Source organism: Vreelandella sp. 162(4c) (assembly GCF_058152265.1).
Window position 1 is genome coordinate 4,976,643 of record NZ_CM176981.1, and the last position, 14,715, is coordinate 4,991,357.

15 protein-coding genes are annotated in these 14,715 nt (G+C 55.3%); 12 read left to right on the forward strand and 3 right to left on the reverse strand.

Features of this window, described 5'->3' with window-relative positions:
- The first annotated feature begins 3 nt into the window (after positions 1-3).
- Positions 4-627 carry a LysE family translocator gene (locus AC4EYZ_RS22935; RefSeq protein WP_208797083.1) on the forward strand — a complete coding sequence of 208 codons (624 nt, stop codon included), beginning with the start codon at positions 4-6 and terminating at the stop codon, positions 625-627.
- 18 nt (positions 628-645) lie between these two features.
- Here AC4EYZ_RS22935 and AC4EYZ_RS22940 read toward each other — a convergent pair whose 3' ends face one another.
- Genes AC4EYZ_RS22940 through AC4EYZ_RS22950 form a run of 3 tightly spaced genes read right to left on the reverse strand, consistent with a single transcriptional unit; the run spans position 646 to position 3,867 of the window.
- Entirely contained in the window at positions 646-2,043 is a 1,398-nt protein-coding gene (locus AC4EYZ_RS22940; RefSeq protein ID WP_474191573.1) for a bifunctional DedA family/phosphatase PAP2 family protein, read from the reverse strand.
- A gap of 43 nt (positions 2,044-2,086) precedes the next feature.
- Positions 2,087-3,016 (reverse strand): diguanylate cyclase domain-containing protein, encoded by a 930-nt coding sequence (locus AC4EYZ_RS22945; RefSeq protein WP_009287001.1) that lies wholly within the window; start codon positions 3,014-3,016, stop codon positions 2,087-2,089.
- The gene (locus AC4EYZ_RS22950) at positions 3,013-3,867 is read right to left on the reverse strand and encodes a hypothetical protein (RefSeq protein WP_009287000.1); all 855 of its coding nucleotides are present in this window, start codon (positions 3,865-3,867) and stop codon (positions 3,013-3,015) included. The genes AC4EYZ_RS22945 and AC4EYZ_RS22950 overlap by 4 nt, the downstream gene beginning before the upstream one ends.
- A 198-nt stretch (positions 3,868-4,065) precedes the next feature.
- Here AC4EYZ_RS22950 and AC4EYZ_RS22955 point away from each other — a divergent pair, with 198 nt between their 5' ends.
- The 11 genes from AC4EYZ_RS22955 to lipB all read left to right on the forward strand — a co-directional run bounded on the left by AC4EYZ_RS22955 (position 4,066) and on the right by lipB (position 14,664).
- Positions 4,066-5,373, forward strand: a complete 1,308-nt coding sequence (locus AC4EYZ_RS22955) for a glutamate-5-semialdehyde dehydrogenase (protein ID WP_022523154.1) — start codon at positions 4,066-4,068, stop codon at positions 5,371-5,373.
- Positions 5,374-5,382: 9 nt separating this feature from the next.
- On the forward strand, positions 5,383-6,042 hold the full coding sequence (nadD, locus tag AC4EYZ_RS22960; protein ID WP_161463574.1) for a nicotinate-nucleotide adenylyltransferase: 660 nt from the start codon (positions 5,383-5,385) through the stop codon (positions 6,040-6,042).
- A gap of 78 nt (positions 6,043-6,120) precedes the next feature.
- The gene (gene rsfS, locus AC4EYZ_RS22965; protein WP_022523156.1) at positions 6,121-6,507 is read left to right on the forward strand and encodes a ribosome silencing factor; all 387 of its coding nucleotides are present in this window, start codon (positions 6,121-6,123) and stop codon (positions 6,505-6,507) included.
- On the forward strand, positions 6,504-6,971 hold the full coding sequence (gene rlmH, locus AC4EYZ_RS22970) for a 23S rRNA (pseudouridine(1915)-N(3))-methyltransferase RlmH (protein WP_009286999.1): 468 nt from the start codon (positions 6,504-6,506) through the stop codon (positions 6,969-6,971). The genes rsfS and rlmH overlap by 4 nt, the downstream gene beginning before the upstream one ends.
- A gap of 88 nt (positions 6,972-7,059) precedes the next feature.
- Positions 7,060-8,967 carry a penicillin-binding protein 2 gene (gene mrdA, locus AC4EYZ_RS22975; protein ID WP_022523157.1) on the forward strand — a complete coding sequence of 636 codons (1,908 nt, stop codon included), beginning with the start codon at positions 7,060-7,062 and terminating at the stop codon, positions 8,965-8,967.
- A gap of 3 nt (positions 8,968-8,970) precedes the next feature.
- The gene (rodA, locus tag AC4EYZ_RS22980; RefSeq protein ID WP_490204045.1) at positions 8,971-10,131 is read left to right on the forward strand and encodes a rod shape-determining protein RodA; all 1,161 of its coding nucleotides are present in this window, start codon (positions 8,971-8,973) and stop codon (positions 10,129-10,131) included.
- 78 nt (positions 10,132-10,209) lie between these two features.
- The gene (gene mltB / locus AC4EYZ_RS22985) at positions 10,210-11,271 is read left to right on the forward strand and encodes a lytic murein transglycosylase B (RefSeq protein ID WP_009286996.1); all 1,062 of its coding nucleotides are present in this window, start codon (positions 10,210-10,212) and stop codon (positions 11,269-11,271) included.
- The gene (locus tag AC4EYZ_RS22990) at positions 11,268-12,284 is read left to right on the forward strand and encodes a septal ring lytic transglycosylase RlpA family protein (protein ID WP_474192198.1); all 1,017 of its coding nucleotides are present in this window, start codon (positions 11,268-11,270) and stop codon (positions 12,282-12,284) included. The genes mltB and AC4EYZ_RS22990 overlap by 4 nt, the downstream gene beginning before the upstream one ends.
- Before the next feature lie 96 nt (positions 12,285-12,380).
- Positions 12,381-13,595, forward strand: coding sequence for a D-alanyl-D-alanine carboxypeptidase family protein (locus AC4EYZ_RS22995; RefSeq protein ID WP_027957539.1), 1,215 nt, complete (start codon positions 12,381-12,383; stop codon positions 13,593-13,595).
- A 95-nt stretch (positions 13,596-13,690) separates the two neighbouring features.
- Positions 13,691-13,999, forward strand: coding sequence for an HP0495 family protein (locus AC4EYZ_RS23000; RefSeq protein ID WP_022523161.1), 309 nt, complete (start codon positions 13,691-13,693; stop codon positions 13,997-13,999).
- A 2-nt stretch (positions 14,000-14,001) separates the two neighbouring features.
- Complete coding sequence (gene lipB / locus AC4EYZ_RS23005; RefSeq protein ID WP_009286994.1) at positions 14,002-14,664, forward strand: lipoyl(octanoyl) transferase LipB; 663 nt, start codon at positions 14,002-14,004, stop codon at positions 14,662-14,664.
- Positions 14,665-14,715: the final 51 nt, after the last annotated feature.

The following is a 14,715-nucleotide window of genomic DNA, read 5'->3' on the forward strand; positions in this document are numbered from 1 at the left end:
TCTATGATGTCGTGGGCCACGCTGTCGGTTTTTGTGCCAACGTTTCTGTTTGTCTCGCTGACCCCAGGTATGTGCATGACCCTCGCCATGGTGCTGGGCATGACCCAAGGCGTTAAACGCACGCTGTGGATGATGGTGGGCGAGCTGCTGGGCGTTGGTTTAGTGGCTGCCGCCGCAGGCGCGGGGGTAGCTGCGTTGATGCTGCGTCAGCCAGAGCTGTTTGTGCTGTTTAAGTGGGTGGGCGGCGCTTACCTGGGTTATTTGGGTATTATGATGTGGCGTTCCCGTGGGCGCATGGCGATTCCCAGCGAGCTGGATGCGGGTCCACCCGCTAGCCCCCTGCAGTTAGCCATGCAAGGGTTTGTTACCGCGGTGGCAAACCCTAAAGGGTGGGCATTTTTTATGGTGCTGTTGCCGCCTTTTTTGGATAGTAGTCGCCCATTGCCGGGGCAGCTCAGCTTGTTGATCGGGGTCATTTTGACCATTGAGTTTGTCAGCATGCTGGTCTATGCCACCGGCGGCAAAACGCTACGCAATGTGCTCGGTAAAAGCGGCAATGTCCGGCTCCTGAATCGCATCGCCGGAACACTGATGATTGGGGTAGGCCTGTGGCTTGCTTTGGGGTAAAGCGGTGTCGATTTAAAGCTAAACCGGTGGGAAGAAGCCGACGCGAGCGCTGATAAGCACTAGCGATGCCAGGCTGAGCAGAAGCCAAGGGCAGGGGCGCATCGACGGGCGCGACTGCTGCTGCCAATGAAGTAGCGTGAGTGCGCAAACGACCAAGCCGAGTAGCGCGCCTCCCACCAGGTCACTGAACCAGTGCACGCCCACCACCAGTCTTGATAGCGCCATGGGCAGCGCAAGCGCTAGTGCTATCCAGTACACCCAAAAGCGTTTTTGACGGGGTATCTCGGCCGCAACGAACGCCGCTGTAAGGCCAACGAGCACCACTGCGGTGGAAGTGTGGGCACTGGGGTAGGAGAACGAGCCCATTAAGTAGTCCGGTGTCTCTGGGCGAGCACGACCAAACAGCCCTTTGCCTACTGTGTTTAGCAGGGCGACGCTGGCAAAGGCGCCACTCCAGTGCAGTAAAGCCTCCCATCTCTGACTCACCAGCATCCATGCTGCCCAAGGCAGTGTTAAAGCGATAATGCCTAGGGTGTCGCCAATGCGTGCAAAAACATTCCCCGCTCGGTACAAAACATCGCTCTGCAGCCAGGAGAACAGTTGCTGAATGAACAGATCAATCTCAAGCGGTTCATGGTGGGCGATGACCAGCAGTGTCCAGCCAGACAGACTGCCTAGCGCTATGACCAGTAACAGTAGTGAAGCCAAGGGAACATCGCCGGTTTGACTCATGGCCAGCCATGGCCTGCGTAGTAGCGGTACACGGCGAACGCTGCCAGCAATAGCCCGGTAAAGTCGTCCATGCCGTGTCACCTGATGCCGGCCCCAGGAGAAAATCACCGCGAGCACGACAATGATCGCTGCGAGGATAAGCAGCGCAGCCTCTATGCCTGGCGGTAGATTCAAATGGTGCTGCCAGGTACGCCCCAACAAATAGCCGGGCAGTATATAGGCAGGCGCCCACAGCGCTGCAGAAGTGATATTAGCCCAAATAAAGGTGCGTGGTGGCATACGCATCATGCCTGCTACCAAGGGAATAATCGGTCGCACTGGACCGACAAAGCGGCCGATAAACACTGACCAAATGCCATAGCGCTCAAAGAACCGTGCCCCGCGGCCCAACCATTCGGGATGCAGGGAAAGGGGCCATCTCTGAGTGACCTGCTCGTGATGTTTAAAGCCCAGCGAAAAACTGACGCCGTCGCCTAAAATAGCGCCTATGAAGGCAGCACCGATTAACCATGCCAAGCCAAGATCCTGATGTCCCGCCAGGGAGGCTGCGGTAGTGATTAACACCACGCCCGGCACCAGCAGCCCGATCAAGGCAAGTGATTCTACTAATGAAATCGCCAGCACCAGACAGACGATCAACGCAGGCGATGGCGTTAATGAGTGGAGCAGATCGGCTAGCGGCAAGGAGAGTACTCCAGCGTCAGATAAGAGACATTGAAAAGGCAGACTAGAGGTTGGCGAGGGCGGCGCCGCGGGTTTCCAGGCGCTTTACATAGTGTGCAAAGTGCTCGGTGCGACTGGGTAAGCAGGCGGCAATGCGCGCTTCCAGTTGACCGGTTTCTACCAGTACACGCTGTGAAAGAGCTCTTTGTAAACGCTCGCGTACCAACAGAGCGCCGCTTTCACTAGTGTCAGGTAGAACCAGCCAAAAAGTGGCGCTGTCCGCGCGCCCCAGCACATCATGATCGCGACAACGGCTATTCACTTCACCGCATAGCGCTCCCAGCAGCGCCGTTTGCGCACGATGGCCAAACTGCTCTGCTGCCATATCCAACTGCGGTAAATGCAGTACCAGCACTGCCAGTTGCTGATTGAGCATGGCAGCGCGCTGGAACTCGCTGTGTAAACGCTCTTTTAGCGTGTCCATGTGGAAAGCTTCACAGTCGCTGTCGTTGGGGTCGGTAGCTCTTAAGAGTGCACGGCGACGAGCATGCTCCCAGCGGGGGAGGGCAAGTAACAGTGTTAAAGCAGCATAGCCCACGATAATCGCCGGTGGCGCAGAGGCGACCGAAGGAAGCAGCCACCACAATGGCCCAATGGCAATATTAATCAGCATTGCGGCCCATAGCGGTAGCAGTAAAAACGCGGCGGTAATCGGCAGGCCTAACCATAGAGGTGATACCTGCGGCTGAAAATAGAAAGCGCCGAGCACTACCGAGTAGGTACTGCAGAGTAAAATAATGCGCGGCAGGTAGCTTTTCACGCCCTGCCCTATATGCATTAGCAGGGCGGCCATTAGCAGCAGGGTCATAAAGGTGGGAATCAGCAGGTCGCGGTAGTCACCCATGGCATACAGCCATAGCGCGTAGCCCACCATCAACGCGATACTGGAAGTATAAGCCAGGGTCATTAATCGTTTGGGGAGGTGCTCGATCATACCGTCTCCCGCACCCGCTCAGCCGGAAGTTTGCTGATCTCAAACACCGAAAGCGTTGCCGGTTCGATATCGATTAATTCAAGGTGTTCACTGGTAATATTGTCGGGTAAGTCGGCGAGTAGTAGGCTGCGTCGTTGAGCGGCTTCTCTAGGTGAGCGGGCAAGAATGAGTGTCACCAGCGTTGTGCTGCTTAAGCGGTAAACGTTTTCAAAATCATAGGTTAATTCGCACAGCTTTTGCGCCATTGGCCACAGTTGGTGGCGTTTTACGTGCAGAATAAACAGTTCCGCATGAACGCCTTCACGCTCGCAGCGCGTTTGTTCCCGGGCGATATCGCGCAGCAACTGCTCACCGGCCCAAAGGTTAAGGCCGGGAATCAATCGCAGGCGTTGGCGAATGGAACCGTTCATATCAATAAGCTGCTGTGCTCTGGATAAGGCCAGCAGACCAAGCACCAGCAGTGAACAAATCAGCAGCACAAGCGCTGACGCCTCCAATTGAGGTGCTACCATTACAGCGCTAATCAGTGCAGCGCTGAGGTTAAAAGCGGCGACCCCATTGTTTTGGGGCAGCATCAGCATTGCGGCCCACGCCCAGATTAAAATGCCGTGTCGTTCTGGAGCAGTGGCAATTAAACCCAATAGCAGTGCACCCGGTACAATTTGCCATGGCAATCCTCGCGAACGACGGTGGCTAAAATCAAGCATCAGTGCGGTGATGAGTAACCAGCCGACTGATAGCCACAGCACTAGGGCAGCAGCAGGGGGTGTAGCGGGTGTCCATAGTGCCAAAGCGACGGCAGCAGCTAAAAGATTGGCACGTAGCAGGCGGATTTTGTACTTGCTTTGCATGGTGACTTACTATTCGTCCTGAATGACCAGATGTATCTCATCAAGTAAAGTAATTGTAGGATAATAAATGTACGCGAGACATATTAGTGCCTTAATCGTCCCCAGTATAACGATGAAATGACGTAACATAAGCAAAACATGTAAAACGCGATACATGGTTAATTAAAAAATTAAAGTATCCTTCCGTACGGAGACACTATGAGCGCTTCAACACCGTTCCAAGACGAGGCCCATCAGCACTTAATTGCCGGGAATGTGCCCGCCTACATGCAGGCCTTGGGGCAAGCGGCGCGCCGTGCCGCCAGTGAACTGCGGCGGGCGGATACCGGGTTGAAAAACCGTGCGCTAATGGCTATGGCGCAGCGCTTGACCGAGGCGCGAGCCAAAATACTGGATGCCAACACCGAGGATTTACAGCGTGGCCGCGAGAACGGTTTGGAAAGCGCGCTGCTGGATCGCTTAGCTCTGAACGACGCGCGTATCGACGCCATGATTGAAGGGCTACAGCAGGTAGCGGGCTTGCCCGACCCGGTGGGCGAAATTGGCGATATGCGTTATCGGCCTAGCGGCATCCAAGTGGGCAAAATGCGCGTCCCGCTGGGCGTCATCGGGATTATTTACGAGTCGCGCCCAAATGTAACCCTGGAAGCCGCCAGCCTATGTTTGAAGTCGGGCAACGCCTGTATTTTGCGCGGCGGGTCGGAAGCCAGCCAGTCAAATGCCGCCATTAGCGCCTGTATCCAAACGGGGTTAGCTGATGTAGGCCTGCCAGCGGGTAGTGTGCAGGTAGTCGCCACCACTGATCGCGCGGCGGTGGGTGAAATGATTAGCATGCCGGAATATGTCGACGTGATTATCCCCCGCGGTGGAAAGTCGTTGATTGAGCGTATCAGCCGTGATGCCCGCGTACCGGTTATCAAACATCTCGACGGTGTTTGTCATGTGTATATCGATACCACCGCTGATCCCGCCAAAGCGCTAGCCATCGCCGTCAATGCGAAAACTCATCGCTACGGCACCTGTAACACCATGGAAACGTTGCTGGTTGATGCGCCGATTGCTGACCTGCTGCTGCCGGAACTGGCCCGCGCTTATGCCGAACATGAAGTTGAACTGCGTGGCTGCCAGCGTACGCAGGCATTGTTGCCACAGGCGGCAGCTGCTGAAGAAGCCGATTGGTATGCCGAGTATTTGGCCCCCGTGCTGGCAATCAAAGTGGTCGATGGTATCGATGAAGCGATTGCCCATATTGAACAGTACGGCTCTCACCACACTGATGCGATTGTCACCCAGGATTATTCACTCGCACGCCGCTTTATGGCGGAAGTCGACTCCAGTTCGGTGATTGTGAATGCCTCTACCCGGTTTGCCGATGGTTTTGAGTACGGGCTTGGCGCTGAGATCGGAATTTCAACCGATAAGCTTCACGCCCGTGGGCCTGTCGGTTTGGAAGGGCTAACCACTCAGAAATACGTCGTATTTGGCGATGGCCAGGTGCGTGAATAGGGTGGTGGCATGAGTCAAACGGAGCAGCGTATCGGCATGTTGGGTGGCACCTTTGACCCTGTTCATCTGGGGCATTTGCGCAGCGCGGTAGAGTTGCATGAGGCGCTGTCGCTTGATCGGCTACATATGATACCGGCTCAACAGCCACCGCTACGTGGGCGACCCCAAGTCTCGGCGAAACAGAGATTGGCGTTATTAGAAGCGGGTATCGGTGCGACGCCTGGGCTGATCGCCGATGACCGCGAGCTGCGCCGTGACGGCCCCTCTTATAGCGTCGATACACTGGCTGAGCTGCGTGAGGAAGTTGGCGAACAGGCCCGTCTGGTGATGGCGATTGGTTTTGATGCCTTTTTGCGGCTCGCCCAGTGGCACCAGCCGGAGCGCTTGTTTGAGTTTGCTCATCTAGTGGTGATTGCCAGACCGGGCTATGAAGATCCGTTACCGGCATCATTAATGGAACTGGTAGCGCATCGCAGAGTCGATAGCGTAGACGCATTGATGCAGCGGCCTTGCGGCGGCTATCTGCCATTGGAACTGCCATCACTGATGGCGATCTCGGCGACGTATATCCGCGAGCGTTTGGAGGCCGGGAAAAGCGTGCGCTATTTACTGCCAGAAGCCGTTGAATTGGCCATTACGCAGGACGGACTTTATCGACAACGCGAATAGCGCTGGCAGTCATCAAAGAAGCCGTTACAATGGCCGGCTTTATTGACCGATTAACCAATAAGGTTGTCTTTAGGAGTCATGCACATCGATACATTGAAAAATCTAGCGGTTGACGCGCTAGAAGAACTGAAAGCACGTGACATTACACAGTTGGATGTTGCCAAATTAACCGAGGTTACCGACCTCATGCTGATTGCCAGTGGCACTTCGACCCGCCATGTGGCTGCCCTGGCGCAAAACGTCGTGGAAAAAGCCAAGGCTGCAGGGCTTGGCCCGCTGGGCGTTGAAGGTGGCGATAACGCCGATTGGGTACTGGTCGACCTGGGGGATGTCGTTGTCCACGTGATGATGCCCGAGGCACGCACCCTGTATGACTTAGAGCGGCTGTGGGCCGATCTGCCCAGCGACTCGGGTGCCATTGGCGACTCTCTTGAGCGCTTCCAAGAGCGAGCCGGCATGTCATGAAGATCCGGCTGTTAGCGGTAGGAAGCAAAATGCCTGGCTGGGTAGAAGAGGGCGTCAATACTTACCGCAAGCGGCTACCGAGAGATTTTAATCTCGAGATAGAAGAAATTGCCCTCGGTCAGCGTGGCAAAAATGCAGATATCGCGAAGGCGCGTGCCCAAGAGGCGCAGCGAATTCGCGATAAGTTGCGTGGCGACGAGTATCTAGTCGCGCTGGAAGTCAAAGGTAAGCCTTGGACCACCGAACAGTTAGCGCAAGAAGCCGATGCCTGGCGCATGGCCGGGCGAGATATTGTCCTGCTTGTGGGGGGGCCAGACGGTCTCGAGCCCTCACTCTCTGCGACGGCTGACAAAACCTGGTCGATCTCCCCGCTGACGCTGCCTCACCCGCTGGTGCGGATTATGCTGGCCGAGCAGCTCTACCGTGCCTGGACACTACTGGTAGGTCACCCTTATCACCGCTGACGGCTAACTGAGATGGTGAGCGATCACTGTTATGGCCCGCTGCGCCTTTTGTTTGATTTGATTGTTTGATTTGAGAGTCATCGTTACCATGCTCAAGCGCCCCAACACGCTAAAAAACTCCGAGCAAGAACTGCGTATTTTTCGTGTTAGAGCGCTACTCGCGGTGTTAGTGGTTTTTACGCTTGCAGGCTTGCTAACGAGTCGCTTGGTTTATTTGCAGATCGTCCAGCATGATATGTACAGCACGCGCTCCGAAAACAACCGGGTTCGCGTCGAGCCGCTGCCGCCGAACCGCGGTTTGATCTATGACCGTAACGGGGTGCTGCTGGCTGAAAACCGTCCCACCTACAACCTCACGCTGGTTCGCGAGCGTGTCGATAACCTAGATGAAACCCTAGCACTATTGGTCGACCTGCTTGAACTGCCTGAAGAGGAGATCGAGGCGTTCAATGTGCGTTCACGCCAACGCCAGCGTCCTTTCCAGCCAGCCCTCCTTACCAGTGACTTAAGCGAAGCACAAATTGCCCGTTTGGCGGTTAATCGTCATCGTCTGCCTGGAGTCGAAATAGAGGCTCAGCCGCTGCGCTACTATCCCGATGCCGAAATCATGGCACACACACTGGGCTACGTTGGGCGGATTAACGCCGAAGAGATGGAAACCCTGGACGCGGGTCGCTACGCAGGGACTCATTTTATCGGTAAGACGGGGGTTGAGCGTTTTTACGAAGAGGAGCTGCACGGTCAGGCAGGCTTGCGCAAAGTTGAGACAAACGCTCGCGGGCGAGTCTTGCGGGAGCTTGGGCGAACCGATCCGGTGCCTGGTAAGAACCTAACCCTAACCCTGGATAAGTCGCTGCAAACACTGGCTTACGAATTGCTGGATGGTCGTCGTGGCTCCATTGTGGCTATCGTGCCGGGCACTGGTGAGATCCTCGCCATGGTATCGACACCGGGTTTTGACAGTAACCAGTTTGTCACCGGTATTGATGTTGCGTCTTATCGCGCTTTGCAGCAAGACCTTGATCTCCCTCTGTTTAACCGCGCGACTCGCGGTCACTATCCTCCCGGCTCTACGATTAAGCCCTTTCTAGCGCTCGCGGGTTTGGTGGAAGGGGTAATCACTCCAGACAGCACCATAAACGACCCTGGTTACTACCAATTGCCTAATGATTCCCGACGCTATCGCAACTGGCTGCGTTGGGGGCACGGGCGGGTCGATTTAGAACGAGCTTTAGCGGTATCTAATAACACCTATTTTTATACCCTTGCGCACGATTTAGGCATTGATGATTTACATGATCAAATGAGTAATTTTGGCTTTGGCCGGCGTGTAGCCCATGACGTTCAGGGAGAGAGTGGTGCTTTGATGCCTTCGCGAGATTGGAAGCGTGGCCGCTTTAACCAGCCCTGGTATCCCGGGGAAACCCTCTCGGTGGGGATTGGACAAGGCTATTGGCAGGTAACACCTCTCCAGCTAGCCAGTGCTACGGCAACGCTGGCCAATCGGGGCCATTGGGTGAAACCAAGGCTGGCCCGACAGATTGGTGATACCCCTGTGCCGCGTGATCTGCCGGATACGTTAGATGATATTGTGCTCGCCAATGATAGCTGGTGGGATCGTGTATTCAGCGGCATGGAAAAGGTGGTTAGTGGCACGGAAGGCACTGCCCGGCGAACCGGTGTGGGCCTTGAGTACCGCATGGGCGGCAAATCAGGCACCGCACAAGTATTTTCGCTGGGGCAGGATCAGCGCTACAACGCCGATGAGCTGGCCGAACGACTGCGCGACCACGCTCTGTTTGTGGCCTTTGCGCCGTTGGATGACCCCCAGATTGCTGTCTCGGTTATTGTTGAGAATGCCGGTGGTGGCAGTACCCACGCAGCGCATCTGGCCCGTGCAATGACCGATGCCTGGTTACTTGAGGATGAGGCCCCCGACGTAGAGGAAGTGCGTGAAGTGTTGGAAGAAGATGATGCCAATGTGGAGGGAAACTAAGCCATGCCTTGGCATTATATAGCCCGTTCGATGCGTGGCCATCCTGTTCGCCTGCCTGAGAGTGGTATCGCCCGGCGGAAAAGTATCTGGGAGCGAATCCATCTCGACCCTTGGCTGCTAGGTTTGCTATTGCTGCTGATGGGGAGCGGTTTAATCGTTCTTTACAGCGCTTCCGGACAATCTATTGATGCAGTGATTGGCCAAGGCGTGCGTTTTCTTATCGCGCTGGTAGGCATGGTAATTATTGCCCAGTTCTCGCCCTCAACCTTTTTGCGCTTTGCACCATTGGCCTATTGCATTGGCGTAGCCATGCTGATTGCCGTTGATGTAGTGGGTGATGTGGGCATGGGGGCGAAGCGCTGGCTAGTGATTCCTGGTGTGATACGTTTTCAGCCATCGGAAATGATGAAGTTAGCAGCCCCGTTAATGGTTGCAGCCTATCTAAATCGCTGCGAACTACCGCCCCGCCTGCGCGATATTGTCGTGTGCGGGGTCATTATTGGCGTGCCTGTGGTGCTAACCGCGATCCAACCTGATTTGGGTACTTCGCTGCTGGTATCTAGCGCGGCCCTGATTGTCGTGCTACTGGCGGGCTTGTCGTGGCGTTTGATTGGATTTATTACCGCGCTGGGGGCTGCCGCAGTGCCGCTGCTCTGGATGAATATGCATAACTACCAGCGTCAGCGGGTATTGACGTTTCTCAACCCTGAAAGCGATCCGTTGGGGGCAGGCTGGAATATTATTCAGTCGACCACGGCCATAGGTAGTGGAGGGCTATGGGGCAAGGGGTGGCTGCAGGGTACCCAGTCCCAACTAGAGTTTTTACCTGAACGACACACCGATTTCATCATTGCCGTCCTGGGCGAGGAGTTTGGTTTGGTGGGTATGCTTGTGCTGCTGTTCCTATATCTATTGATTGTCAGCCGAGGTTTGTGGATGGCTAGCTCCGCGCAGGATACCTTTGGGCGTTTGGTGGCAGGCAGCATCATTTTAACTTTTTTTATCTACGTGTTCGTCAATATGGGCATGGTGAGTGGCATTTTGCCCGTGGTGGGGGTGCCGCTGCCATTGGTTAGTTATGGCGGCACCTCTAGCGTGACCTTGTTAGCGGGTTTCGGTATTCTCATGTCGATACATGCGCATCGTCGGTTACTGTCGCGCTAGCGACGCTGTCTGCTTTAGACGCTAATGTTGCTCGGTAATGGATAATTCAGGATTGAATAGCTCAGGAGTGGAGAGCCAATGAACAAGGTTCAAGGGAAGACGAGCAGCTATGTGTTGGCCGCGCTGATGTGCTGGGTGACCCCCATGGCGTTTGCTGATCAGCCTTCACCGCAGGCTCAGTTTGAGACTCCTCACCACTTTGCTCCCCAGCAAAATGCTGACAGCCAAGCGCTGGTGGAAGAGCTGGTCGAGCAAGGGTTGCCGCAAGACTGGTTGGCAGAAGCACTGGGTCAGGCGAGCTATACCCAAAGCGTATTAGATGCCATGGAAGGAGCTGCTGAGCGGCGTCTGAAGTGGTACGAATATCGTGCTATTTTTCTGACCCAGCAGCGCATTGAAGAGGGCGTGGAGTTCATCGATGCTCATGCCGACGCCTTGGCGCGCGCGGAAAGCACCTATGGTGTGCCCGCTGAAATCATTACCGCTATTATTGGCGTTGAAACTTACTATGGTCGCCATAAAGGCCAGCATCGCGTGCTGGATTCGCTAGCCACACTGGCGTTTCATCATCCGGCAAGGGGGGCTTTTTTTCGCGGTGAGCTAGCGGCCTTTTTACGTATTGCCTACGAACAGCAGGTCGACCCTACCGAGTTGCGCGGTTCCTATGCCGGTGCGATGGGTTACCCGCAGTTTATTCCCACCAGTTATCAAGCCTATGCCGTGGATTTTGATGGCGATGGACGACGTGATCTTTGGGAGAACCCGGTTGATGCGATTGGCAGCGTCGCGAATTACTTTGCCGAGCATAACTGGAAGCCGGGAGCTGATATCTACCACCAGGCCACTGGGCCAGACGTAATGCCCGTAGAGTTACTCCAGGAACTCTCATTTAACCAAACCTCACCTCCTGCGGTGAGCATTGCTCAGTTGGCCACTCATGGGATTGAGCCCAGCGAGCCACTTGATGATAATTTGCCAGTGGTGCCGTTGGCGCTTGAGTTCGCCAATGGAGAGACCCGTTACCGGTTTGGCGAGTATAATTTTTACGTGATTACCCGCTACAACCATAGTCACCTCTATGCCATGGCCGTAGCCGAGTTGGCAGAAGCGATTGCTGAGCTGCACGAGGATGAGGGATGAAGAGCAAATTGAGGATTAGCCAGCGGGCGGTTGGCGCGATTGCCTTACTGGCGCTGGTCAGCGGCTGTGCCAGCAATGACAATCAGCGGGTAGATGCCTCCGGTTCCGCGAATCAAGCGGCGGCTCCGGCTTCAACGGCGGCCAACACTAGTGGTGGCCGCTATGCCATGAGTGGTGATGCCTATCCGCTCGAGCCGCCGGATGTTACCAAGGTGCCTGATGCAGAGCCCCGCATCGAGCAGCCTTCCAGAGCGGGCAACCGCTCTAGCTATGAAGTGTGGGGGAAAACCTATCAAGTGCTGCCTGATGCAACGGGTTATGAGAAACGTGGTACGGCCTCCTGGTATGGCGAAAAATTCCATGGCTACGCGACCTCAAACGGTGAAATCTACGACATGTATAAGATGTCGGCGGCACACCGTTCGCTGCCTCTACCCACCTTTGCGCGAGTCACAAACCTGGATAATGGGCGATCGGTCATTGTGCGAGTGAACGACCGTGGCCCCTTCCACAGTGACCGTGAGATCGATCTCTCCTACGCGGCAGCCGCCCGGCTAGGCTTCCTCGACAATGGTACCGGTTCCGTGAAAGTGGAAGCGATCAACCCTGAGCAGTGGCTAGCCGAGCACGGCAAGGGCGGTGGCGGCGCTTCCCCCCAGCCTCGCGTAGCCGAGGCACAGCGGGTTGCTGCAAATGCTTCTTCTATGCCCGTTCCGCCGGCGGCGTCTGCTGCATCTGCGGCTGATCCTTCACCACAGACACAAACAGCGCAGCCGCCAAACGAAGGGGAAGCTGGCGACGCAGTGTATCTGCAGATCGCGGCACTGGGTAATCCGGAAGGCGCTCAGCAGTTGCAGCAGCGTTTACAAGGTGAGCAGCCCCATGCGGTGCGTATTATGAACGACGCTGACGTTTATCGTGTTCAAGTGGGGCCCATCGCTCCGAGCCAAGAACCTCAAGCGCGAGAAACACTGCGCCAAGCAGGGTTCCCCCAGGTCTTTGTTGTGCGATAATTCACCCCCTGTTTATTTCCGGTGGCGCGCCTTACGCGCCGCCGTTTTTTAAAATAAGCTTTTCAAGTAAGCTTTCAAGTAAGTGAGACTGACGTTATGAACGTGTTTACATCCATTGGTCGCTCTGCACGCCTGTGCCTCTTCGCTGCCATGGCGACGGTTGCTGTGCCTGCCAGTGCCCAGCCAACGCCTCAGCCGGTAATTCCGCAGCCGCAAACCATTATCCCTTCAGCCCCTCAGTTAGCGGCAAGTTCGTGGATTCTGATGGATGCTAACAGTGGCCGTATCTTGGCCGAGCATAACTCCGATGAGCGTCTGCCACCGGCAAGTTTAACCAAGCTGATGACCGCCTATTTGGTAGAGCGTGAGCTCAATCGTGGCACCATTAAGCTCACTGATATGGTTAATATTAGCGAGAATGCCTGGCGCACCGGCGGCTCGAAAATGTTTATTGAGGTGGGTGATCAGGTTTCGGTGGATGATTTACTCCACGGTATCATCATTGTGTCGGGCAACGATGCCAGTGTCGCCATGGCAGAGCATTTGGCGGGTGGTGAGGTGCCCTTTGCCGATCTGATGAATCAGCATGCCACGCGGTTGGGCATGAATAACACCAACTTCCAGAACGCCACTGGCTTGCCCGCCGACAATCACTACTCAACGGCCCATGACTTGGCGCGTTTATCCCGGCACATTATTAATGATTACCCTGATCACTACGAAATCTACTCCCATCGTACGTTCTCCTATGGCGGTATTGATCAGCCCAACCGCAACCGTTTGCTGTGGCGTGACCCTTCGGTGGATGGCCTGAAAACCGGCTGGACAACGGAGGCGGGGTTCTGTCTGGTGTCTTCAGCTAAGCGTGACGATATGCGCTTGATTTCCGTAGTGATGGGCACCAACTCTGATGAAGCGCGCGCTCAAGAAACCCAAAAGCTACTCAGCTACGGTTTCCGCTTTTTCGAAACCATGAAGCTCTATGAGCGCGGTGCCGTATTGGCAACGCCGCGGGTTTGGGGCGGCGATATCAATGAGCTGCGTGTTGGCGTCGATGAAGAAGTCTTTATGACCCTGCCACGCAACCGCAACGAAGAGCTGCGTGCGCGCCTAAACCTCAATCCAGACCTACAGGCACCGATTGCCATTGGCGACGAGGTTGGTACGCTGGAAGTGCATTTAGGTGATGAAGTGGTCGGTGAGCGCCGCTTAGTGGCGCTGGAAAACATCGAAGAGGGTGGTCTCTTTAAGCGCTTGTTCGATCAGGTGCAGCGCTTCTTTAGTAATCTGATTAGTAATTTTACGGATTGATTATAGACTTACAGCCGATAGGTTGATGGGTTCTAGCGTATATCTGTGATGAACCCAGTCTTTGTGAAAATCAGTCTTTACGAAATAGGTTTGTTATGAAAAAAGGTGCTCCGGGACTTCGTGATTTGCGCCAACCGGCGGCTCAGGAGCCGCCTAAAATCACTTTCCCATGTGATTACTCGTTAAAAGTCGTCGGCGATGCGGCCGAAGACTTTCCTGCCTGTGTGTGCCAGGTGATTGTGCGCCATGACCCTGACTTCGATGCAACGGCAATGCAGGTGGTCGATAGCCGCAATGGCCGTTTTCAATCGGTACGTGTGGTGATTAGAGCGACCGGAGAGCAGCATATTAAAGAGTTGTTCGACGACCTCAAGGCTACTGGCCGTGTGCATATGGTGGTGTAACCGTGGAAAACGCCGTGCCGATTGAGTTGCACGATTTGGGTCACCAAGCCTACCTGCCAGTGTGGGAAGCTATGCGCACGCTAACCGATACACGGGATGCGCAAACCCCTGATCAGTTCTGGTTGGTCGAGCATGACCCGGTGTTTACCCAAGGCCAGGCTGGCAAGCCCGAACACCTGCTGCTGCCCGGCGATATTCCGGTGGTGCACGTTGATCGGGGGGGGCAAGTCACTTATCACGGGCCAGGGCAGGTGGTGCTGTACCCGCTGCTGGATGTACGGCGGGGAAAAATTGGCGTGCGCGATTTAGTCACTGCATTGGAGAATGCCGTAATTGACGTCTTGAGCCACTATGGCGTGAGCGCCCGAGCGCGGCCCGATGCTCCAGGGGTTTATGTGATGACAGAAGCGGGTGAGGCGAAGATTGCCTCACTGGGTCTGCGTATTCGTCGGGGGGCGAGCTTTCACGGCGTGGCGTTGAATGTAGACGGTGACCTGACGCCTTTTTTGCGCATTAACCCCTGCGGCTATGCAGGTATGCCCATGGCGAAGTTGGCTGACCTCGTCTCGTTATCAGGTGATCATCGGGTGGGTGAGCAGCTGGCCGAGGCGCTAGCTAAACGGCTAAACCGCGAATTGGTCAGTGTCGAGAACACGCCACTGTAAAAATTGGGTCACCGTTATTAAAAAAACGGTTCAAAAAAACGAGGCTTATAA